The sequence below is a fragment of the Lentzea sp. NEAU-D7 genome (genome assembly GCF_026242055.1).
Classification (GTDB): domain Bacteria; phylum Actinomycetota; class Actinomycetes; order Mycobacteriales; family Pseudonocardiaceae; genus Lentzea.
In genome coordinates this window covers 153,921-174,846 of record NZ_JAPJDL010000020.1, presented here as the reverse complement: position 1 = coordinate 174,846, position 20,926 = coordinate 153,921, and the positions used below count along the sequence as shown (strand labels likewise).

Below are 20,926 nucleotides of genomic sequence, written 5' to 3'. Positions count from 1 at the left end.
CCCTTACGAGGTGGCGGCGGCCTTGCGCACCGCGTCGGCCACCGCAGGGGCGACGGTGTTGTCGAAGACCGACGGCACGATGAACGACGCGTTGAGGCGGTCGCCGTCCACCACGTCGGCGATGGCCTGCGCGGCGGCCAGCAGCATCGCGTCCGTGATGGTGCGCGCGTGCGCGTCCAGCAGGCCGCGGAAGACGCCGGGGAACGCCAGCACGTTGTTGATCTGGTTCGGGAAGTCCGAACGGCCGGTCGCGACGACGGCGGCGTGCTGCTGGGCCTCCATCGGGTCGATCTCCGGGTCCGGGTTGGCCAGCGCGAACACGATGGCGTCCTTCGCCATGGTCGCGACCTGCTCCGCGCCGAACAGGTTGGGAGCGGAGACGCCGATGAACACGTCCGAGCCGACCAGCGCGTCGTGCAGGCGGCCGGACTGGTTGTCCTTGTTCGTGGACGCGGCGATGGACTTCAGGTTCGAGTCCAGGCCGGGGCGGTCGCGGTGCACGATGCCGTCGACGTCCACGGCGATGATGTCGCCCGGCGTCTGGGCCTGCAGCAGGCGGATGATCGCGGAACCCGCGGCGCCCACGCCGCAGACCGTGATGCGGCAGTCCTTGATGTCCTTGTTCACCACGCGCAGGGCGTTGCGCAGAGCGGCGACGACGACGATCGCGGTGCCGTGCTGGTCGTCGTGGAACACCGGGATGTCGAGCTTCTCGCGCAGGCGGGCCTCGATCTCGAAGCAGCGCGGCGCGGAGATGTCCTCGAGGTTGATGCCGCCGTACACGGGAGCGATGAGCTCGACCGCGCGGATGATCTCCTCGGTGTCCTGGGTGTCCAGGCAGACCGGCCAGGCGTCGACGCCGGCGAACTTCTTGAACAGCGCGGCCTTGCCCTCCATCACCGGCAGGGCGGCGGCGGGGCCGAGGTTGCCGAGACCGAGCACGGCCGATCCGTCGGTGACGACGGCGACGGTGTTGCGCTTGATGGTCAGGCGGCGCGCGTCATCCGGGTTCTTCGCGATGGCCTCGCACACGCGGGCGACACCCGGCGTGTAGGCGCGGGAGAGGTCGTCGCGGTTGCGCAGCGGCACCTTGGACGAGATCTCGATCTTGCCGCCGAGGTGCACGAGGAACGTGCGGTCCGACACCTTGCGGACGACGATGCCGGGCAGCGTCTCCAGCGTGTCGGTGATGTCCTTGGCGTGGTTCGCGGACAGCGCGTTGCACGTGAGGTCGATGACGACGCGGTCGTTGTGCGACTCCACGACGTCGAACGCCGTGATCACACCACCGGCGCGGCCGACGGCCGAAGTGAGGTCACCCGCGGCGCTCGCTGACGGCGGCGCCTCCAGACGAACGGTGATCGAGTAACCAGGGCCGGGGACCGGCATCGTCGTCCTCCCACGAAGTACAGCTCAAGCGGGAAACGAGCCTATCCCCGGGCCCTTTGCGGTACTCACCCGACTCGGCGAGTTTTAAGACCGGCCTGACAATCCACTCAGGACTTGTTGATCTCGGTCACCGGGTGCTTGTACGGGAGGTCCTCCGACGGCAGCGGGAACGTCACCGTGCCGAACGGGGAGAGCGCACCCTGCAGGTCACTGGTCAGTTCGGTGACGGGGTGACCGCCGTCCGGGCCATCCGGCCAGTGCGGGTCGACCCGTCCAGGGCGTCCTTTCGCCACGTTCTCCTCCTCGGTCGTGCCTGCTGACGGGCACAAGTGTGACAGAGCACGTCGTGTTCTCCGGCGGCCCATATACCGTGGTGAGAATGTCCGGCATCACACTCGCCGACTGGCTGCGCGCCCAGGACGACGTCGCTCTCGTCGCGCTGCTGCGCGCGCGCCCCGATCTGGCAACGCCCCCACCTGCCGATATGTCCGTGCTCGCGACGCGGGTCGGCACCAGGGCATCGATCGCGCGTGCCTGCGAGGACCTCGACACCTTCACGCTGACCGTGCTCGAGGCCCTGGTCGTGCAGGGTGCGGACGCCGGGCCCGTGGCGTTGCCCACACTCGCGCAGGTCCTCGGGCCGGACGTGAAGCCCAAGCCGCTCAAGCAGGCGGTCGCGAAACTGAGGTCCCTCGCCCTCGCCTGGGGCGACGACGACGCGCTGTCGGTCCCTCCCCTCACCCGCGAGGCGTTCGGCGCCCACCCCGGTGGCTTGGGCCGCGCGACCGGGCAGACCTACGACCTCACCGGCATCACCGAGGGCGAGCAGCGGGTGCTGCAGAAGCTCGCCGCCGGACCGCCCATCGGCGACACGAAGGACGCCTCCCGCGTCGTGCCGCTCGACAAGGCCGAGACCCCCGTGCAACGGCTGCTCGCCCGCGGCCTGCTGCTGCGGCGCGACCCCGGCACGGTCGAGCTGCCGCGGGAGATCGCCCTCGAACTGCGCGGCGAGCGCCCTCTCGGCCCGATCCAGGTCACCGAACCGAAGCTCAAGACCACCGCGCTCCAGCAGAGCAGCGTCGACGCCACCGGTGCCGGCGAGGCCCTGGAGCTCGTCCGGCACGTCGAGAACCTGATCGCGAGCTGGTCGGCCGAACCGGCGCCGGTGCTGCGGACGGGCGGTCTGGGCGTCCGCGAGCTGCGCAAGGTCGTCAAGGACCTCGACGTCGACGAACGCCGTGCCGCCCTGCTGATCGAGCTCGCGGTCGGCGCGGACCTGGCCGCGAACACCGAGGCCGCGGAACCCGAGTGGGTGCCGACGACCAAGGCCGACGTCTGGCTCGCCGCGACCACCGAGGTCCGCTGGGCCACGCTCGCGCACGCCTGGCTCGACCTGCCGCGACTGCCGGCGCTGATCGGCCGCCGGGACGAGAAGGACAAGCTCTTCAACCCGCTCGCGGACGAGATCCGCCGCGCCCAGGCCCCGCGCGACCGGCGGTGGATCCTGGAGGCGCTCGGCGCGTTCCCCAAGGGCACCGCGATCTCGGCCCCCGCCGACCTGGCCGCCCTGCTCGGCTGGCGCGCGCCGCGCCGGGGCGGCAGGCAACGCGACGAGCTGGTGCGCTGGACGGTCGAGGAGGGCACCGCGGTCGGCGTGCTGGCCCTCGGCGCGATCACCAGCGCGGGCCGCGTGCTGCTCGACGAGGGCCCCGGCCACGCCGCGAAGTCGCTCGGGGACGCCCTGCCCGCGCCACTGGACCACGTGCTGCTGCAGGCCGACCTCACCGTCGTCGCCCCCGGCCGTCTCGAACCGGAGCTCGCGGACGAGCTGGCGCTGGTCGCGAACGTCGAGTCGGCCGGCGGTGCCACCGTCTACCGGATCAGCGAGGCCACCGTCCGCCGGGCCTTCGACGCCGGACGCACCGCCGACGAGCTGCAGGAACTGTTCAAGACCCGGTCGCGCACGCCGGTCCCGCAGTCGCTGACCTACCTGATCGACGACGCCGCGCGCCGCCACGGCAGGCTGCGCGGCGGGGCGGCGGGCTCGTTCCTGCGCTGCGACGACCCGGTGCTGATCAGCGAGGTCCTCGCGCACCCCGAGGCGGCACGGCTGGAGCTGCGCCGGATCGCTCCGACCGTGCTCGTCAGCCCGTTGCCGTTGGCGGACGTGCTGGACGGGCTGCGCTCGGCCGGGTTCGCCCCGGCCGCGGAGGGCCCGGACGGCCAGGTGCTCGACCTGCGGCCGGGCGGCCGCCGGACCACGCCGAGGCAGCGCAGTGTCCGCAAACCGGTGTCACCCGCCGTGCACCCCGACGAGCGACTGGGTGAGCTCGTCCGGCTGGTCCGGGCCGGTGATCGTGCCGCCGCGACACCACGGGGTGAACGGATCGCCGTTCCCGGGCACCTCGGTTCCGGCCCGTCCGCGACCCTGTCGTTGTTGCAGCAGGCCGCACGGGCGCGCCGCAGGGTGCTCGTCGGGTTCGTCGACTCCCACGGCACGGCGGCACAGCGCGTGATCGAGCCGCACGTGGTCGGGGGCGGTGTGCTGGAGGGCTACGACCACAGCTACGGAGAGGTGCTGAGGTTCCCGCTCCATCGGGTCACGTCCGCCGCTCTGGTGGACGAGGACTGACAGCCGGTCATCCCCCGATCGGGGATCCCGATCACTCTTACGTGAGTGTGTCGCGGCCTAGCGTCGGTTGACGTGGACGTACCCGAGAAACGTTCACCGACCTAGGAGGACTCCACAATGGTCAACACCCGGCGGGCGCTTCAAGTCGCCGCCACCCTCACAGCCCTGGCCTTCGCCCTGCCGTTCTCGTCGGGCACGGCGTCGGCCGCCCCGAGCACCCAGGACGACAACGCCGCCCACGTCCGGCTGGACACCGCGGCCAAGACCGATGACATCGGCCTGGGCCTCGGCCTCGGGATCAGCACCGGACACCACTGGCACGACTGGGACGACTGGGACAACGACTGGGATGACGACTGGCACGACGGTCATCACGGTCTGCTCGACGGCCTCTTCATCGGCATCGGCGTCGGCCTGCACATCGGCTGACAGCGGCAACGGCGAAGAACGGCGAAGGGACGACCACTTGGACCGACCAGAACCGAGCTGAGTCAGATCACGACGATGAGGCGAGCGCCGTTCCCGAAGGTGGCGCTCGCCTCGTTCAGTCGTGCGTCGCGGGTCGTACTCCGGCGGAAGGAGTTCAGCCCGCGCGGACGGACATCCACTGGCGCATCGCGTGCTCCACCAGCGTGATGAGCGTCTGCTTGGTCGACTGCCGGTTGCGCGCGTCGCACGTCACGATCGGCACCGACTCGTCGATCGTCAGTGCTTCGCGCACGTCCTCCAGCCTGTGGTGGAGGAGGCCGTCGAAGCAGTTGACGCCGACGACGTACGGCAGCTGCCGGTCGTCGAAGAAGTCGATCGAGGCGAAAGCGTCGGCCAGGCGGCGGGTGTCGACCAGCACGATGGCGCCGATGGCACCACGCACGAGGTCGTCCCACATGAACCAGAACCGGTGCTGACCCGGTGTACCGAAGAGGTACAGGATCAGGTCGCTGTCGAGCGACACGCGGCCGAAGTCCATCGCGACGGTCGTGGTGACCTTGTTGGGCGTGGCGGAGAGGTCGTCCACCCCCGCGCTGGCCTCGGTCATCACCGCCTCGGTGGTCAACGGGACGATCTCGGACACCGAGCCGACGAACGTCGTCTTGCCCACACCGAAGCCACCCGCCACCACGATCTTGGCGGACGTCGTCGGCTTCCGTGCGCCCTCGGCGCCCTGGGGACTAGAGCCTGCGAAGCCCACTGAGCACCCTCTCCAGGAATTCCATGGAAGGCCGGTCCCCCACGACCAGACCGCCCTGGTGAATCAAAACCAAACCCATGCTTGCCATGTCGCCGATCAACACCCGCACGACGCCAAGAGGCAAGCGTAGGAGTGCCGCGACCTCGGCCACCGACCGCGTGTCCACACACAACCCGCAGATCGACCTGTGCTCGGGAAGTACTGCGGCATCCCGTTCGAGGCCCTTTTCGCTGGTCGAAATCAGCGCCTCGATAGCAAGGTCGTAGTCGGGCCGTGTGCGTCCACCGGTGCGTGTGTAAGGCCGCACCAGTGAACCCGAGTCCGCAGAAGCATTCTCCTCCGGACGCACTTGAGGCTGCGCACCGGTGCTGTACGCCGGTTGGCCGCCAGTGCTGTAGACCGGATGCGGACCGGTTGTGTACGGCAGTTGCTCCGGCACCGCTTCCGGCATCTCGTGCTGGCCGAAGAGGTCCGCGCCGGGGCCACCGAACAACCCGGAGCCGTATCCGTCTATGTCGAACCGGTTCGGCACGTCGTCGTACGGATACGACGACGAGTCGTCCACCTCACGCTGAGACATATCGCCTAGCCCTTGCCCTGTAACCCGCTCATCGTGGGGCGCGTCCTCGGTTTCCTCTGGTTCTTGGGGTATCGCGTCAGGCTCGTCGAACTGGAACCCACCAGAAGCCCACTCCTGGTAGTTGAAGTTCCTACCGAAGCCCCGGCCTCTAGCGCCAGATCTACCAGCCATTTGTTCTCACCCCTGAACTTCAGATGAGGTCTAGCGACGGACCACACCCTGAAGCTGCGCGCGCAGCTCAGGGGTGAGTTGTTGACCGACTCTCTCCACCAACAGCGTCATCTCGTAGGCCACGAGGCCGATGTCGCAGTTGGGCGCCGCCAGGACGGCAAGGCAAGAACCGTCGCTGATGGACATGAGGAACAGGTAGCCCCGCTCCATCTCGACGACCGTCTGGTTGACCCCGCCTGCTTCGAAGCAGCGGGCAGCACCCTGGGTGAGGCTGACCAGTCCGGACGCGACTGCGGACAGCTGCTCTGCACGGTCCCGGGGCAGGCCCTGGGATCCCGCGAGCAACAGCCCGTCCGCGGACACCACAACGGAATGTGCCACTCCGGGCACCCTCCGCACGAAGTCGGTGATAAGCCAACCAAAGCTGCCTGGCTGCGCTGCGGTCGTCACTCCTGCTCCTCGTTCTGCCGGCTCGATTGGTCACCAGCGTATGCCTCGATCAATGCGTGCCGGCCTCGCTTGACACCACTCTGCAGGCTCGACATCCGTCCGCGCACCGCGTCAGCGGTACGGGGCGGCAGCGGCGGGCGCTGTGCCGTCTGCGACAGGGACTGCTGCTTCGGTGCTGCAGATCCTGGCACGAGCTGAGCCTTCGGTGTCCGTTTCGGCAGTCCTGCCGTGGTCTTCGTCTCCGGCGTCTTGTTCAACAACGCCTGAGCCGCGTGCCATCCCTCATCGGCAGGCGATTGCCAAGCCGACTCGGAAGTGGGTGCCGCCGCTGGAGTCTCCTCCACAACGGGCTCGGGTTCCACAACTCGCTCCTGCTCGGCGGGTGCGGGTACTTCCTCAGCCGCCGGCTGGACCTTCGAGCGCGGCGTGCGCACCGGAAGACCAGCGGCCGACGTGGTGGTGGGTGCCACCGCCGGTACAGGCTTGCGAGTCCGGGTCGGCAGCTCCGGTTCGGGCCCGTCCGAGAGCGGCGGGGTCGACGGCGGCTCGTCGATGTACTCGACGGAGCGCTTGTCGGTCCCGCCGAGCCTCGACTCGACGTGCCCGTTGGTGGCGGCCGGTGCGTCGTCCTCAGCGGCCGCAGGGACCGGCTGAGCGGCCGATGCGGACGTCTCACTGCCCACGGCCTGGAACCACTGCGACAGGACGGCCTCGTAGATCGGGAGGCGTTCGGTCGGGGCGTCCAGGTCGTGCTCGATCTTCTTGCGCGAGGCTTCCGAGGTCCCGTTGCGGTGACCCATCCCGATGTCGAGACGACCCTCGTCCGCCGAGGCGCGCGAGATGCCGTTGGACGAGGCGGGCTCGTCCTCGATCGGCGGGATCGGCACGAACTGGGTGGTCTCGTAGCCGGGCTCGAAGGAGATCTCGCCGGCTTCCTCGTTGCGGTCCTCGTAGGCCGTGAAGAGGGTGGGCTCGCCGAACGAACCCTCCGGCTCGACCGCCGCGAGCTGGTCGCGGCGCCACCGCTCGGACGGCGTCACGTCCTCGATCGGCGGGTCGCTGTACACGGGGATCGCCGTCGCGCCCGCACCGGTGTCGGTGATCGAGCTGGGCACGAAGTTGACCGGGATGCCCGGGTTGCTCGGGCTCGACTCGTCGATGCGCGGCGTGACACCGGTGGCGCCGCCGAAGGCGCCGGCGATGCCGCTCGCCCTGGCAGCGGTGGTGCCGATCTCCGTCGTGTGCTCGGCCGGGGACATCGGCGACGGCGACATCGGCGACGGCAGCGCCGGTGCCGGCGAGGACGGCGACATGCCGAACGCGGAGGCCAGCGAACCGGAACCGGACGGCGGCGTCGAGACGGGTGCCTGGCCGGGGATCGCGGTGAGCGTCTCCGGCACGATCACCAGCGCCGTCGTGCCGCCCTCGATGTCCTCGTTACCGCGCAGGCGGACCTTGATGTCGTGGCGCTTGGCGAGCCGCGCGACCACGTACAGGCCCATTCGGCGGGAGACGGCGACGTCGACGTCCGGCGGGTCGGCCAGGCGCTCGTTGGCGTCGATGATCTCCTGCTCGCCCATGCCCACGCCGCGGTCCTGGATCTCGATCGCCAGCTCGCCCTTGCGGGTCTTGGCCGTGCGAACGGTGACCTTGGTGACCGGGTCGGAGAACGCCGTGGCGTTGTCCAGCAGCTCGGCGATGAGGTGCACGAGGTCGTTGACCGCGCGGCCCTGGACCGTGAGGTCCGGGGTCTGACCGACCTGCACGCGGGCGTACTGCTCGACCTCGGAGACCGCGGCACCGAGGACCTCGGCGGCCGGGACGGGCCGGGTCAGGCGCCGCGACAGGTCCGTGCCCGAGAGGACCAGCAGGTTCTCCGAGTTGCGGCGCATGCGGGTCGCGAGGTGGTCCAGCTCGAACAGCGAGGCCAGCTGGTCCGGGTCCTGCTCGTCCTGCTCCAGCCGGTCGATCAGGTTCAGCTGGCGTTCGACCAGGGCCTGCGACCTGCGGGACAGGTTGACGAACATCGCGTTGACGTTGTCGCGCAGGAGGGCCTGCTGGGCGGCCAGTCGCACCGCTTCACCGTGCACCGCGTCGAACGCGCGCGCCACCTGACCGATCTCTTCCCGCGTGTGCACCGGCACCGGTTCGACGGCGGTCTTGGCCGCGTTCTCCGGGTTGGGGTCCGCGAGGATCCGCTCGACCGCGTCGGGGAGACCGTGGTCGGCGACGTCGAGGGCGGTGCGGCGCAGCGTGCGCAGCGGGTTGAGGATCGAGCGGGCGACGAACAGCGCCATCAGCAGCGCGAGCGCGAGGATCACGAGCACGATGCCGGACTCGACGTACGCCCTGGCGCGCGTGTCGCCCGCCAGGTCGTCGGTCTTGGTCTGCAGCTGCTCGACCAGCAGGTTCTCGACGTCACGGGTCAGGTTGACCGTCAGCGTGGCGGCGATGTCCCACTTCTCGGGCGTGACCTGCGTGAAGTCCTTCTGGCCCGCCTGCTGGTTGATCGCCGATTCCTGCATGTCGTTCGCGTTGTCGACGATGAGGCCGGTGACGGTGTCGTCGTAGATCTTGGCCTGCTCGGGCGTCGCGGACTTGCGGAAGTCGTTGCGGGCCGCTTCGAGCTCGGCGTCCGCTGCCTGCAGGGAGCGCAGCTGGGACGGCGTGAACGCCTTGCGCTGGAAGACGTCCAGGAGGATCGCCCGCTTGAGCGACTCCTGCTCCTTGATGCGCGCGATGGCGTTCGTGGTCAGGTGCAGTCGCACCAGTTCCGGGTCGTTGATCTCGGAAATCGTCTGCTCACCGAGGTTGATGAGCGTCTCGATGGACTCCGAGTAGGTGCGCTGGACTGCCTCGGCGGGGTACTGCGTGTCGCGCACCGAGTTGCGGAGGCTGTTCAGGCGGTCGAGCTGCTTGGCCGCGACCTGGAAGCGCTCGACGGCAGCCGAGTTCAGGTCGGAGCTCAGCTCGGCGATCCTGTTGCTGAACGCCTCGCTGGTGTCGTTCACGCGGCGCAGCTGCCGTTCGAGAACGACCCTGTCGACCTTCTTGTTCGACGCGACATAGCTGACCGACAGGTCGCGTTCGCGCTGCAGCTGCTGCACCAGGTCCGCGACCGCGGTCTCGAGGCGGATCTGGTTCGCGAGGTTGTTGAACTCCGTCGCGGCCTGGAGGTCGCTGCGGACTCGCAGACCACCCAGGGCGAGCGCACAGACCGTCGGGATGAGCAGAACGGCGAGCAGCTTCGTGCGCAACCGCCAGTTGCGCAGGCGCCATCCCGCGGATCGGGCAGATCCCGAACCGGGTCCGGCACCGGTGTCGTGGTTCACCGGGTCCGGTGTCACGTTCATCGGTCCGTTACCCAGCGCAGCCAGTCCGTCACCCGTTTCGGGCCTTTCGGAGCGTGTGGTGTCACCCACGCCAAACTGGCTGGGACCTCTCTCACGTCGGGCCACTCTGGGCTTCCTCTTCCAGCAGCAGTGTCCCGGTCTCTCCCCAGGACCGAGCATGGACTCGTCAAACGGGCCGAATTGCAGCACAGAGGTTGTTCGCCCGGTGAGGCGCCCTACCCCGTCTGAAGACACGTCGGTCTACTACGACCTGTGCCACCCGAGCCGGAAGGGTAATGGTCACCCCCTCCCCGGGGGAAGTCTCCAGAAGCACTCACCGTATCGAGATGGGGTGTCGTTTCATACGTTCAGGTGGTTAACATCCCCGGTTGTCGGCACACCCCACGTCCGTCCGAACTCGCAGTTGGGACTGCGGACGCCCTGGTCTGTGGCGACGCTCACTGATCAATTCGAAGCTACCCAAGCCCTACCGGCGAGAGGTGCCATGGCTACCCGAGCCAAAGCTCTGCGGCTTGCTGCAGTGCTCATCACGTGTGTTCTGACCGCGAGCTGCGGCCTGTTCGGAAGCTCCTCGAACGGCGGCAACGCGGACGTCGAGCGCAACGTCATCCGCATCGGCGTGCTGCCGGTCGTCGACGTGGCCCCGTTGCGGATCGCGCTGACCGAGAAGCTGTTCGAGAAGGCCGGTCTGCAGGTCAACCTGGTCACCCAGCCCAGCGAGGCAGAGGCCATCAAGCAGCTGGACACCACGCTCGACCTCACGTGGGCGACGCACGTCAGCCTCTTCCGCGCGGTCGCCGAGGGCACCGAGCTGCAGCTGCAGGGTGAGGCCTACCAGGCCGGCCCGAACTCGATGGCGCTGGTCACCTCGGCCACGTCGGACTACGACGACCCCGGCAAGAAGTCCCAGCCGACGATCGCCGTGAACAGCGAGACCGACATCGGCGCGCTGACCACGCGGGCCGTGCTGGACACCGCCGCGGTCGAGAAGCAGAAGATCAAGTTCAAGCCGATGGCGTTCGCCGACATGGAGGCCGCCCTCACCGCGGGCCAGGTCGACGCCGCGTTCATGATCGAGCCCTTCATCACGAAGGCGCAGCGCAAGATCGGCGCGAAGATCGTCACCGACACCGCCCGCGGCCCGACGCTGGACTTCCCGATGTCCGGTTACGCGTCGTCGAAGAAGTTCGCCGAGGCGAACCCGAAGACGCTGAAGGTGTTCCGGGACGTGCTGCGCGAGGCGCAGCAGCGCGCGCAGGCCAACAAGCTCGCCGTGCAGGACTCCCTGACCGGCTACGCGGACGTCGACGCACCGACCGCGGCCCTCGTGTCGGTCGGCACGTTCCCGTTGTCGCTGAACCCGATCCGGCTCCAGCGCGTCGCCGACATGATGGACACCGAGGACGTGCTTTCCGGGCGTCTGGACGTGCAGCAGCTGCTGCCACCCGGCACGACGAACTAGTCGCTTCGCGGCACGAGAAATGGCGGACCGGAGAACCGGCCCGCCATTTTTCGTGCGGTCACTGCCCGCCGGCGGCCGAGATGCAGTAGGTGATGCCCGGCGCGGGTTCCGCGTAGGCGATGGCCGTCGCCTCACCGCAGTCCGCGGTCGCCGCCCGGACGACCTTCTCGACCTTCAGGACCTTCTGGACGGCGAACTCGTTGTTGCCCTTGGAGCAGTCGACGGGCTTCATGCCCTCCATGTTCATCTTCACGAGCTCTTCCTCGTAGCACTTGCCCTCTTCGAGCTTCTCGACGAGGCAGAGCTTCAGCGACGAGCTGCGCCGGCCGGACTCGGTGTACTCGGCGTAGTCCTCGCTCGGGCACGCCTCCGACGTCGACTTCATGGCCTTGGCGATGAAGTAGTTCGCCTCGGCCGAGGAGCAGTCGACCTTCTTGTACTTCGGGCTGAACGTGGTGCCCGTGACGCTCGCGCAGTCGCCCGGCTTGGCCGACGGCTCGGTGATGGCGCTCAGGCCGCCACCGATCAGGGCCTTCGCCAGGAAGGCGACGCCGACGAGCACGACGATGGTGACGATCGAACCGATGATCTTGCCGGCGCCGCTCTTCTTCGGCGGCGGGCCGTAGGGCATCGGCTGGCCCAGGGGCTGGCCGGGCATCTGACCGGGAGGCGGGCCGTACGGGCCCGGCTGCTGGGCGTACGGGTCGCCGGGCTGACCGGGCTGACCCGCCTGGCCCTGGCCCGGGTAGCCCTGCTGGGGCGGCTGACCGTACGGGTTCGGCTGGCCGGGCTGGCCGTACGGCTGCTGCGGCTGTCCACCGGGAGGCGGCCCGTAGGGCCCTGGCTGCTGGGGGTAGTTGGGGTCGGTCACTGGATTCCTCTCGGATGAAGTCACGCAAAAGACAGCGAAACCGGAGCCGCTGACACAACTCCGGTTTCATGAGGTCAAAGCCCCGCTACGGGGTGGCGACAACGCCCTCGGCGCATTTCGGCGCGGACGTGGGCGAAGCGGATTCGGTCGTGCTCATGAAGCTCTCTCATTTCCCAATACCCCAGATGGCCCATGCCCCCCGACACGGCCGGAGCAGACAGTGCCATGCGGCGCGGGAAAACTCTCGGGCTTTACGGAAACGTTACGACCGCTTGGATCCGCTGGAGAGCTGCGTTCCACCTGGACGGTCGCGCGGAGCCGACCGGCGAAGGCCCGTGAACCTCAGAGCGGTCCGATCCGGACAGAGGGAACGATCAACAACGCGACAGGTGCCGACGGCATCGTGCTCGACACGCCGTCGCGCTGCTCCGGCGCGACACAGACCACCAGGGCCGGGGTCGACAGCTGGAACGACGGCGGCGGAATGAATGACCGCGTCCTGCGGCAACTTCTGAGCGCGCGACGGCGCCCAGGGGCGGGTTACTGCTTCTGGTCGCCGCGTTCCAGGCAGAAGGTGGTCGCGGGCACCGGGAAGATCGCAGCGCGCGCGGCACCGCAGGCGGCGCGGTCGGCCTTGCCGCTGACCACCTTGGCGACCTTCACCGAGTCCTTCGTGGAGCAGTCGACCCTGGCGATGCCGATCTCGGAGTCCTGGCCGTAGCAGGCGCCCTCGACGAAGTTCGGCATGAGGCACAGGGTGGATTCGCCCGTGTACGTCGAGTAGTCCATGCCGCCGGACGGGCAGGCCTTCTCGTTCCAGTCGAGGATCTTGGCGATCTTGACGTTCGCCTGCTCTGAGCCGCAGTCGAGCGCCTGGTAGGTCGGGTTGTCGAAGGCGCCGGAGATCCGCGCGCAGTCGCCCTCGCGTGCCGCTTCGGCCACGTCGCCGAGCTGGGTCAGCACGAACCCGCCGAGCAGCACGAGCGCGATGACAGCGGCAACACCCAGGCCGACCTTCTTCATGGCCTGGGTATCGGCGTCAGGCGGGCTTCAGCTCAACTGAGTTCACCCGATCAGGATCATTCGTGGACACCCATGCAGTAGACGGAGGCCGGCTCGCTGAACCGCAGCTCGCTGGAGCCCTCGGGGCACACCGAGCCCTCCTCGGGCAGGCCGTCGACCTTCTTCACGATCTTCACCGGGGAGTCCTTGGTGCACGGCTCCTTCTTGAAGGCGCCGTCGTCGCTCGACGTGTAGCAGTTGCCCTCGGCGAGGTTCGGCATCAGGCACATCGACTTGCCACCGCCGGACGACATCTGCTCGTAGATGCCCTCGGCGGGGCACTGGTCCTCGGCGTTGGCCAGCACGGCGGCAACGCGGTGCGTGGCGGCGGTGTCGTCGCAGCTCTTCGACGAGATGTCCCAGTCGCCGTCGGGCTTGTCCACGTCCTTGGGCGAGGCGCTCACGCAGTCGCCGACGCCGGTGGTGTTGAGCGCCGTCAGCGCCCACACGCCGCCGCCGACGAGCACGATCGCCAGCACACCGACGATGACGAACTTCAGCCAGCTGTTCTTCTTGGGCGACTCGTCGGTCTCGGTCTCCGCGGGTTCGGGGGTCACCACGGCCGGCGGCTCGACGGGATCGGTCGACTCGGTGCTCATGGGCGAGAACGTACGACACGGCCTGTTGGCTTCGTGTGTCGCCTCACAGTTGTCTTCACCAGTTGACGCAGGTCGAACGCATTTGGCGTCGTCAGGGAGACTTGTCGGCGTGACCGATGGCCCATTGATCGTCCAGTCGGACAAGACGCTGCTGCTCGAGGTCGACCACCCCCTCGCCAACGACGCGCGCACGTCCATCGCGCCGTTCGCCGAGCTGGAGCGGGCTCCGGAGCACGTGCACACGTATCGCGTGACGCCGTTGGCCTTGTGGAACGCGCGAGCGGCCGGGCACGACGCCGAGCAGGTGGTCGACGCGCTGGTGCGGTTCAGCCGCTACCCGGTGCCGCAGCCGCTGCTGGTGGACGTGGTCGACACCATGGGCCGGTTCGGGCGGCTGGTGCTGACCAACAGCCCTGCTCACGGGCTGGTCCTGCACTCCAACGACCGCGCGGTGCTCGAAGAGGTGCTCCGCAACAAGAAGATCGCGCCGATGTTCGGGGCCCGCATCGACGACGACACCGTCGTCGTGCACCCGAGCGAGCGCGGGCGGCTCAAGCAGCTGCTGCTCAAGGTCGGCTGGCCGGCCGAGGACCAGGCCGGGTACGTCGACGGCGAGGCGCACCCGATCGAGCTGGAGGAGACCGACTGGAAGCTGCGCGACTACCAGCGGATGGCCGCCCAGGCGTTCTGGGCCGGTGGCAGCGGCGTCGTCGTGCTGCCCTGCGGCGCGGGCAAGACGCTGGTCGGCGCGGCGGCGATGGCCGAGGCCCAGGCGACCACGCTGATCCTGGTCACGAACACCGTGGCGGGCAGGCAGTGGAAGCGGGAGCTGATCGCGCGCACCTCGCTCACCGAGGAGGAGATCGGCGAGTACTCGGGTGAGCGCAAGGAGATCCGTCCGGTCACGATCGCGACCTACCAGGTGATCACCCGCAAGTCGAAGGGCGAGTACAAGCACCTCGACCTGTTCGACTCGCGCGACTGGGGCCTGATCGTCTACGACGAGGTCCACCTGCTACCCGCGCCGGTGTTCCGGATGACCGCCGACCTGCAGTCGCGCCGCCGTCTCGGGCTGACCGCGACGCTGGTGCGCGAGGACGGCCAGGAGGGCGACGTCTTCTCGTTGATCGGGCCGAAGCGGTACGACGTGCCGTGGCGCGACATCGAGGCGCAGGGCTGGATCGCTCCCGCCGAGTGCACCGAGGTCCGCGTGACGCTCACGGACAACGAGCGGCTGCAGTACGCGACGGCCGAGCCGGAGGAGCGCTACAAGCTCTGCTCGACGGCCCGGACCAAGATCCCGGTGGTCAAGCGGGTGCTGGAGCGGCATTCCGGCGAGCCGACGCTCGTGATCGGTGCTTATCTGGACCAGCTCGACGAACTGGGCGAGGAGCTGGGGGCACCGGTGATCAAGGGATCGACGAAGAACAAGGAGCGCGAGGAGCTGTTCGACCAGTTCCGCAAGGGCGAGCTCCAGACCCTGGTGGTGTCCAAGGTCGCGAACTTCTCCATCGACCTGCCCGAGGCGTCCGTCGCGATCCAGGTGTCCGGCACGTTCGGGTCGCGGCAGGAGGAGGCCCAGCGCCTCGGCCGGATCCTGCGCCCCAAGGGCGACGGCCGGCAGGCGCACTTCTACTCGGTCGTCGCGCGCGACACGCTCGACACCGACTACGCCGCCCACCGGCAGCGGTTCCTGGCCGAGCAGGGCTACGCGTACAAGATCGTCGACGCGGACGACCTGGTCGGATGACGACCTGGTGGATGTGGAACCCGGCCGGGACCCCGCCTTCGCGGCGGTTCCGGTCGGAGGAAGCACTCGCCCGGTCGGCACCGGACACGCAGGTCGTCCGGTCCACCGACTTCACCTGCCCCGCACAACGCCGCCGCGCCACCGCCGCGCGTTCGGACTTCCTGCGCGTGACCGGCGACCCGGTGCAGGTCGCCCTGGTCGAGCGGCGGCTGTGGACGCTGCTCGTGGCGTTGCGCCGGGCCCAGCCCCTCCGCGACGCGCTGGCGAGCGCAGTACCGAGGCCGGGCCGGGCGGCGCTGGTCGCGGAACCGTCGCGCGAGCTGGCCGACTTCGACCGGCGCTTCGACCGGTTCGCCGACGCGCTGCGGGTCCTGGTCGCGGACCCGGCCCCCGAGCAGCTACGCCACACCGCCGCCCTCGACTAGACCGGGAACACCGGCGACGGACTCCAGCAGGTGCGTGTGCCGGACGGCGCCGAGCTCCTCCGCCGTCTGGCTGCCGCTGAGCACGCCGACGACGAACCCCGCACCCGCGTTGGTGCCCGCCTGCAGGTCTCGCGTGGTGTCACCGGCGGTCAGCACGCGCCGGACGTCCCTGACACCGGTCAGCTCCATCGCCCGGTGGATCATGTACGGCGCCGGACGGCCGGCTCGCACGTCGTCCACGCAGACCACCGCGTCCAGCACGCCCTCGCGCCAGCCCAGCACGTCGAGCAGCCCGTCCACGACAGGCCGGTCGAACCCGGTGGTCAGCGCGACCTTGACACCGTTGCTCCGCAGACGCGCCAACGCTTCCGGCACACCGGGGATCGGCGCGGGCGGCGTCTCGGCGTAGTACTTCGCCAGCCGCTCGTGGAAGTCCTGGAACTCGGCGTCCACTTCGGACTTGCCGAGCATCGACGAGATCGCCTCGTACTTGTCGGCCCCCATCCACTCGCCGACGTTCCGCGCCGATCCGCCGGCCGCGACCACGGTGTCCGCCAGCGCCCTGTAGACGAGTCCGTGCTCCTCCACCGTGGTGCCGGCGATGTCCAGCACCACCAGGTCGACCTTCATCGCGCCGTTCACGAGGCCCTCCAGTCCCGCAGCAGCGCCGGGTGCGCCTGCTGGGAGTTCTCGATCGAGAAGCTGACCATGTCCGGCCGGTAGCGGTCGTCGGAGTACTCGACCGGCCTTCCGTCCATTCCGGACGCACACCGACGTTCCCGCAGAAGTGGCGCCCCCAGTTCGACTTCCAGCAGCTCGCTGTCCTGAGCGTCGGCCGCGACGGCGTCGATCTGGTGCCGCGCAACGGTCATGTCGACGCCCTGCTCCCCCAGGTACGCGTAGAGCGATCCGCTGTCGCAGTCGAAGTCGAACAGCAGGCGCCCCACCGGTTCCACGAACGTCGTGCGCTCCAGCATCGTCGGCCTGCCGTCGATCAGCCTCTGCCTGAGCAGCTGCACGACCGGCGTGCCCTCGTCGAGTTGCAGGGCGTCGGCGATGTCGGCGTCGGCCGGACGGCGCGCGATCTCCAGAGTCCGTTGCCCCGGAACGTGTCCGAGGCCCGCGGCCCAGCTGGAGAACGACAGGAACGTCTCGAACGGCTGCGACAGCGTGTGCCGGCGCACCACCGCGGGCTTGCCGCGGCCGCCGCCGATCATGCCCTCGGCCCTGAGCGACGTCAGCGCCTGCCGGACCGGCGCGCGCGAGGCGTTCCACTGCGCGCCCAGCTGCGACTCGGACGGCACGGGATCTCCGACGGCCAGCTCACCGGAGGCGATGCGGCGCCGCAGATCGGCCGCGATGCGCTCGTGCAGGGGCATCTCCATGCCGCCGAGGATACATGTCATAACAAGTCTGAACTCCTAGTGAACACATCAGAACACCCATTGCTTCCGGGTTGGCGGCCGCTCATCGTTCTTGTCATGACAAGTGTGGACCTGGTGGTCGTCGGCGCGGGTGTCGTCGGGCTCGCGCATGCTTGGCACGCGGTGCGGCGGGGGCTTTCCGTCGCCGTGGTCGAGCGCGACGAGCACGCTGTTGGGGCTTCTGTGCGCAACTTCGGGCACGGGTGCTTCACCGCTCAGGACGGGGTGGCTTTCTCGTACGCGATGGCCGCTCGCGTTGAGTGGTTGACGCTTGCCCGGGAGGCCGGGTTTTGGCTGCGCGAGTCCGGGTCGCTCGTCGTGGCTCGCGAGGAGGACGAACTCGCGGTGCTCGAGGAGTTCGCCGAGGTCCGCGACGTCGAATTGTTGAACAATCCCACGCGCGGATCGTTCAACAAACGGCGTGTTGGATCGTTGAACAATGCCAATGTTGGATCGTTGAACAATGCGCGAGCCGGATTGTTCAACGATCCAACCGGAGGATTGTTGAACAATCCTTCGATCCTCGGCGCCGCGCACCTCCCCCTCGACATCCGCGTCAACCCACGCGAAGCCGTCCACGCGATCGCCAGGTTGCTGAAAGATCGCGGCGTCACGTTCCACTGGTCGACCAACGTGCTCACCGTCGAGCCCGGCCTGGTCCGCACCTCCCGCGGCGAGATCCGATGCCGCGCGACAGTCGTCGCCGTCGGCCACGACGTCGACAGGTTCTTCCCCGAGATCGCCGAAGAGCGCGACGTCCAGCGCTGCCAGCTGCGAATGCTGCGCGTCGCGCACGGCGGCGTGATCGACCCGGCGGTGCTGACCGGGTTCTCGATGCTGCGCTACGACGCGTTCGCGCGGTGCCCGAGCATCGAGAAGGTCCGCCGGCGCCTCACCCACGACCACCCCGAGCTGGTCGAAGCCGGGCTGAACCTGATGTTCACCCAGCTCCCCGACGGCTCGCTCACCATCGGCGACACCCACCACTACAGCCGCACGGTCGACCCGTACCGGACCGAGGACCTGGACGACCTGGTGCTCACCGAGACGGCTCGGCTGCTCGGCGTTCCCTCGCTGCACGTGCTCGAACGCTGGCGCGGCGTCTACGCGTCGGCCCCCGAACCCTTCCTGACCGCGACGCCCGTTCCCCTCACCAGGGCCGTCTCGGTCACCTCCGGCATCGGCATGACCACCGCGCTCGGCCTCGCCCCGGCCGTGCTCGACGACCTCCTCCAGGAGATGTGATGAGAACCCTCGGCGTTGTTCTCGCTGCGGCGTTGGCCCTGACGGCTTGTGGCACCACGAACTCCGCTTCGAGCGGCGGTGACTGTCCCAACGGCGGCAAGGTGCGGTTCGGTGTCGAGCCGTACGAGGACCCGGAGAAGCTCAAGCCCGCCTACGAAGTGCTCGCGAAGTCGTTGTCCACCAAGCTCGGCTGCGAGGTCGAGCTGCAGGTCGTCGACGACTACGCGGCCGAGGTGCTGGCTATGCGCAACGGCAAGCTGGAGATCGCGCAGTTCGGTCCGCTCGGCTACGTCTTCGCTTCGCAGAAGGCCAAGGCGGAGCCCATGGTGTCGTTCGCGGACGGGTCCGGGAAGCTCACCAGCTACACCGCCGGCATCTGGGTCGCGAAGGACTCCCCCGCGCGGACGATCGAGGACCTGGCCGGGAAGTCGCTCGCGCTGAGCAGTGTCGGGTCGGCGTCCGGTGACGCGCTTCCCCGCTACGGCTTGAAGAAGCACGGCGTCGCCGACGTGAAGCTCGACTACGCGGGCGGGCATCCCGAGGCGATGCTGTCGCTGATCAACGGCAAGGTCGACGCCGCCGAGATCAACAGCCAGCAGCTCGCGACCGCCAAGGGTGCCGGCACGTTCGACGAGTCGAAGTTCCTCCAGATCTGGAAGTCCGAGCCGATCCCGAACGACCCGATCACCGTGCGCGGCGACCTCGACCCGGCGTTCAAGGACAAGGTGCGCAAGGCGTTGCTGGGGCTCTCGCCCGCCGACGTCGAGAAGGTCGGCGCGTTCCTCGACGTCACCCCGCCCGGACCGCTCGTCCAGGTGGACAACGACACCTACAAGGTGCTCTTCGACCTCGCGACCACGCTGGGGCTCAAGGAAGAGGACGTCTGATGCTCACCATCCGCGGCCTGCGCAAGTCGTTCGGCGGCCGCACCGTGCTGGACGGCTTCGACCTCTCGGTCGAACCCGGTGAGTTCGTGGCGCTGCTCGGGCCGAACGGCTCGGGCAAGTCCACGGCGTTGCGGTGCGTGGTCGGGCTGGAGACGCCCGACGGCGGCGAGATCGAGGTGGGCGGGAACGCCGCGATGGTGTTCCAGAAGATCCACCTGGTCGGCCGCCGCAACGCCCTGGACAACGTCTGCTCCGGCGCTCTGGGACGGCTTGCGCTGCACCGCTCGTTCTTCTTCCCGCAGGACGTCCGGGAGGAGGCGATGAGCTGCCTGGAGAGGGTCGGGCTCGCGGACCGCGCGCTGGACCGGTGTGCGCGGCTTTCCGGCGGGCAGCAGCAACGCGTGGCGATCGCGCGGGCGTTGTGCCAGCGCGCCAACGTGATCCTCGCCGACGAACCGGTGTCGGCGCTCGACCCGCAGGCCGCGGTTCAGGTGATGGAGCTGCTCCAAGCCCTGGCAGGTGACGGGATGGCCGTCGTGGCTGTGCTGCACCAGCCTGAGCTCGCGCACACCTACGCACATCGTGTCGTCGAGATGAAGGCGATGGTGGCGGCATGAGTGTCACGGCTGCTCCTAAGCTCGCGGCTCCTCGCCGTCGCTGGCCCGCGCCCGTCGTCTGGGTCGCGGTGGCGGTCTTCCTCGCCGTGCACGTGCTCGCCTGGCAGGCGACGGAGTTCTCGCCCGCCACGCTGATCGCGGGCTGGGAGGGCATGGCCGACTTCCTCGCCGAGTCGCTGCCGCCGGACTTCTCGGTGCTCGGGAAGTCGCTGGAAGCAGCGGTGATCACGCTCTACATCGGACTGCTCGGCACGACGTTCTCGATCCCGTTCGCCCTGGCCCTGGCTCTGCTGGCGTCCCGCGCGACGACGTCGGCGGCGTGGGCGCAGCAGGCGGCCCGCGCGGTGCTGTCGTTCCTGCGCTCGGTGCCGGACGTGGTGTTCGCGCTGATCTTCGTGACGGCGGTGGGGCTCGGGCCGTTCGCGGGCGTGCTGGCGCTGGTGTTCCACAACACCGGCGTGATGGGCAAGCTCTGGGCCGAGGCGATGGACGAGAGCGACCGCGGGCCGCGCGACGCGCTGGAGGTCACCGGTGCGTCCGGTCCGCAGATCGCGCTGCACGCGGTGCTCCCGACCGTGCTGCCTTCCCTGGCGGGGCTTCTGCTCTACCGGCTGGACGTGAACGTGCGGTCGTCGCTCGTGCTCGGCCTGGTCGGCGCGGGCGGGATCGGCTTCCTGATCAACCAGTCGATCAAGCTGTTCCGGTTCGACAAGATGGTCACGCACATCCTCGTGGTGCTGCTTCTCGTGGTCGTGGTCGACCAGGCTTCCGGCTGGGTGCGCAAGCGGCTGGGTGCCTGACCGCGTCGTCGGGCCCGGCC

Annotated in this window: 20 protein-coding genes; 9 read left to right on the top strand and 11 right to left on the bottom strand. The window is 69.1% G+C overall.

What is annotated here, in order from left to right:
• Window positions 1–3 precede the first annotated feature (3 nt).
• A complete protein-coding gene (locus tag ORI60_RS33615) occupies window positions 4–1,389 on the bottom strand; it encodes an NAD-dependent malic enzyme (RefSeq protein ID WP_266042019.1) in 1,386 nt (461 codons plus the stop codon).
• Between the two features lie 107 nt (window positions 1,390–1,496).
• Window positions 1,497–1,682, bottom strand: coding sequence for a hypothetical protein (locus ORI60_RS33610; protein WP_266042018.1), 186 nt, complete (start codon window positions 1,680–1,682; stop codon window positions 1,497–1,499).
• A gap of 86 nt (window positions 1,683–1,768) precedes the next feature.
• On the opposite strand from ORI60_RS33610, the gene ORI60_RS33605 reads away from it, so the two are divergent.
• Both ORI60_RS33605 and ORI60_RS33600 read left to right on the top strand, forming a co-directional pair.
• Window positions 1,769–4,021 (top strand): helicase-associated domain-containing protein, encoded by a 2,253-nt coding sequence (locus ORI60_RS33605; RefSeq protein ID WP_266042017.1) that lies wholly within the window; start codon window positions 1,769–1,771, stop codon window positions 4,019–4,021.
• A gap of 117 nt (window positions 4,022–4,138) precedes the next feature.
• Window positions 4,139–4,450 (top strand): hypothetical protein, encoded by a 312-nt coding sequence (locus ORI60_RS33600; RefSeq protein ID WP_266042016.1) that lies wholly within the window; start codon window positions 4,139–4,141, stop codon window positions 4,448–4,450.
• Between the two features lie 154 nt (window positions 4,451–4,604).
• Here the strand turns inward: ORI60_RS33600 and ORI60_RS33595 are convergent, their stop codons facing one another.
• The 4 genes from ORI60_RS33595 to ORI60_RS33580 form a co-directional block, all read right to left on the bottom strand.
• Entirely contained in the window at window positions 4,605–5,210 is a 606-nt protein-coding gene (locus ORI60_RS33595) for a GTP-binding protein (RefSeq protein ID WP_030470877.1), read from the bottom strand.
• Window positions 5,191–5,775, bottom strand: coding sequence for a DUF742 domain-containing protein (locus ORI60_RS33590; RefSeq protein WP_245733430.1), 585 nt, complete (start codon window positions 5,773–5,775; stop codon window positions 5,191–5,193). The genes ORI60_RS33595 and ORI60_RS33590 overlap by 20 nt, the downstream gene beginning before the upstream one ends.
• Window positions 5,776–5,991: 216 nt before the next feature.
• The gene (locus tag ORI60_RS33585) at window positions 5,992–6,411 is read right to left on the bottom strand and encodes a roadblock/LC7 domain-containing protein (RefSeq protein WP_030470879.1); all 420 of its coding nucleotides are present in this window, start codon (window positions 6,409–6,411) and stop codon (window positions 5,992–5,994) included.
• Window positions 6,408–9,764 (bottom strand): nitrate- and nitrite sensing domain-containing protein, encoded by a 3,357-nt coding sequence (locus ORI60_RS33580; protein ID WP_266042015.1) that lies wholly within the window; start codon window positions 9,762–9,764, stop codon window positions 6,408–6,410. Before ORI60_RS33580 ends, ORI60_RS33585 begins: the two co-directional genes overlap by 4 nt.
• A gap of 484 nt (window positions 9,765–10,248) precedes the next feature.
• Here ORI60_RS33580 and ORI60_RS33575 point away from each other — a divergent pair, with 484 nt between their 5' ends.
• Window positions 10,249–11,226 (top strand): ABC transporter substrate-binding protein, encoded by a 978-nt coding sequence (locus ORI60_RS33575; RefSeq protein ID WP_266042014.1) that lies wholly within the window; start codon window positions 10,249–10,251, stop codon window positions 11,224–11,226.
• Window positions 11,227–11,284: 58 nt separating this feature from the next.
• On the opposite strand, the gene ORI60_RS33570 is transcribed toward ORI60_RS33575, so the two are convergent.
• The 3 genes from ORI60_RS33570 to ORI60_RS33560 all read right to left on the bottom strand — a co-directional run bounded on the left by ORI60_RS33570 (window position 11,285) and on the right by ORI60_RS33560 (window position 13,758).
• Entirely contained in the window at window positions 11,285–12,097 is an 813-nt protein-coding gene (locus ORI60_RS33570) for a hypothetical protein (protein WP_266042013.1), read from the bottom strand.
• A gap of 540 nt (window positions 12,098–12,637) precedes the next feature.
• A complete protein-coding gene (locus tag ORI60_RS33565; protein WP_266042012.1) occupies window positions 12,638–13,120 on the bottom strand; it encodes a hypothetical protein in 483 nt (160 codons plus the stop codon).
• Between the two features lie 56 nt (window positions 13,121–13,176).
• Window positions 13,177–13,758, bottom strand: a complete 582-nt coding sequence (locus tag ORI60_RS33560; RefSeq protein ID WP_266042011.1) for a hypothetical protein — start codon at window positions 13,756–13,758, stop codon at window positions 13,177–13,179.
• Between the two features lie 109 nt (window positions 13,759–13,867).
• Here ORI60_RS33560 and ORI60_RS33555 point away from each other — a divergent pair, with 109 nt between their 5' ends.
• Together ORI60_RS33555 and ORI60_RS33550 are read left to right on the top strand one after the other, a co-directional pair.
• On the top strand, window positions 13,868–15,508 hold the full coding sequence (locus ORI60_RS33555) for a DNA repair helicase XPB (protein ID WP_266042010.1): 1,641 nt from the start codon (window positions 13,868–13,870) through the stop codon (window positions 15,506–15,508).
• On the top strand, window positions 15,505–15,933 hold the full coding sequence (locus tag ORI60_RS33550; RefSeq protein ID WP_266042009.1) for a hypothetical protein: 429 nt from the start codon (window positions 15,505–15,507) through the stop codon (window positions 15,931–15,933). Before ORI60_RS33555 ends, ORI60_RS33550 begins: the two co-directional genes overlap by 4 nt.
• On the opposite strand, the gene ORI60_RS33545 is transcribed toward ORI60_RS33550, so the two are convergent.
• Together ORI60_RS33545 and ORI60_RS33540 are read right to left on the bottom strand one after the other, a co-directional pair.
• Window positions 15,907–16,575 carry a phosphonatase-like hydrolase gene (locus ORI60_RS33545; RefSeq protein WP_266042008.1) on the bottom strand — a complete coding sequence of 223 codons (669 nt, stop codon included), beginning with the start codon at window positions 16,573–16,575 and terminating at the stop codon, window positions 15,907–15,909. The genes ORI60_RS33550 and ORI60_RS33545 overlap by 27 nt on opposite strands.
• Complete coding sequence (locus ORI60_RS33540; protein ID WP_266042007.1) at window positions 16,572–17,318, bottom strand: GntR family transcriptional regulator; 747 nt, start codon at window positions 17,316–17,318, stop codon at window positions 16,572–16,574. The genes ORI60_RS33545 and ORI60_RS33540 overlap by 4 nt, the downstream gene beginning before the upstream one ends.
• A 96-nt stretch (window positions 17,319–17,414) precedes the next feature.
• On the opposite strand from ORI60_RS33540, the gene ORI60_RS33535 reads away from it, so the two are divergent.
• From ORI60_RS33535 to phnE, 4 genes are read left to right on the top strand one after another with little or no spacing between them, the layout of a single operon-like run.
• Window positions 17,415–18,602, top strand: a complete 1,188-nt coding sequence (locus ORI60_RS33535; RefSeq protein ID WP_266042050.1) for a TIGR03364 family FAD-dependent oxidoreductase — start codon at window positions 17,415–17,417, stop codon at window positions 18,600–18,602.
• On the top strand, window positions 18,602–19,489 hold the full coding sequence (locus tag ORI60_RS33530; RefSeq protein WP_266042006.1) for a phosphate/phosphite/phosphonate ABC transporter substrate-binding protein: 888 nt from the start codon (window positions 18,602–18,604) through the stop codon (window positions 19,487–19,489). Before ORI60_RS33535 ends, ORI60_RS33530 begins: the two co-directional genes overlap by 1 nt.
• Complete coding sequence (locus tag ORI60_RS33525; RefSeq protein WP_266042005.1) at window positions 19,489–20,106, top strand: phosphonate ABC transporter ATP-binding protein; 618 nt, start codon at window positions 19,489–19,491, stop codon at window positions 20,104–20,106. Before ORI60_RS33530 ends, ORI60_RS33525 begins: the two co-directional genes overlap by 1 nt.
• Window positions 20,103–20,906: a phosphonate ABC transporter, permease protein PhnE gene (gene phnE / locus ORI60_RS33520; protein ID WP_266042004.1), complete on the top strand. Its 804-nt coding sequence runs from the start codon at window positions 20,103–20,105 to the stop codon at window positions 20,904–20,906. Before ORI60_RS33525 ends, phnE begins: the two co-directional genes overlap by 4 nt.
• Window positions 20,907–20,926 lie beyond the last annotated feature (20 nt).

Excerpts from the sequence above, each read along its gene's own strand:
- ORI60_RS33615 (WP_266042019.1), bottom strand. The coding sequence starts at position 1,389 with ATGCCGGTCCCCGGCCCTGGTTACTCGATCACCGTTCGTCTGGAGGCG.
- ORI60_RS33605 (WP_266042017.1), top strand. The coding sequence starts at position 1,769 with ATGTCCGGCATCACACTCGCCGACTGGCTGCGCGCCCAGGACGACGTC.
- ORI60_RS33600 (WP_266042016.1), top strand. The coding sequence starts at position 4,139 with ATGGTCAACACCCGGCGGGCGCTTCAAGTCGCCGCCACCCTCACAGCC.
- ORI60_RS33580 (WP_266042015.1), bottom strand. The coding sequence starts at position 9,764 with ATGAACGTGACACCGGACCCGGTGAACCACGACACCGGTGCCGGACCC.
- ORI60_RS33575 (WP_266042014.1), top strand. The coding sequence starts at position 10,249 with ATGGCTACCCGAGCCAAAGCTCTGCGGCTTGCTGCAGTGCTCATCACG.
- ORI60_RS33565 (WP_266042012.1), bottom strand. The coding sequence starts at position 13,120 with ATGAAGAAGGTCGGCCTGGGTGTTGCCGCTGTCATCGCGCTCGTGCTG.
- ORI60_RS33560 (WP_266042011.1), bottom strand. The coding sequence starts at position 13,758 with ATGAGCACCGAGTCGACCGATCCCGTCGAGCCGCCGGCCGTGGTGACC.
- ORI60_RS33550 (WP_266042009.1), top strand. The coding sequence starts at position 15,505 with ATGACGACCTGGTGGATGTGGAACCCGGCCGGGACCCCGCCTTCGCGG.
- ORI60_RS33540 (WP_266042007.1), bottom strand. The coding sequence starts at position 17,318 with ATGGAGATGCCCCTGCACGAGCGCATCGCGGCCGATCTGCGGCGCCGC.
- ORI60_RS33535 (WP_266042050.1), top strand. The coding sequence starts at position 17,415 with ATGACAAGTGTGGACCTGGTGGTCGTCGGCGCGGGTGTCGTCGGGCTC.
- ORI60_RS33530 (WP_266042006.1), top strand. The coding sequence starts at position 18,602 with ATGAGAACCCTCGGCGTTGTTCTCGCTGCGGCGTTGGCCCTGACGGCT.
- ORI60_RS33525 (WP_266042005.1), top strand. The coding sequence starts at position 19,489 with ATGCTCACCATCCGCGGCCTGCGCAAGTCGTTCGGCGGCCGCACCGTG.
- phnE (WP_266042004.1), top strand. The coding sequence starts at position 20,103 with ATGAGTGTCACGGCTGCTCCTAAGCTCGCGGCTCCTCGCCGTCGCTGG.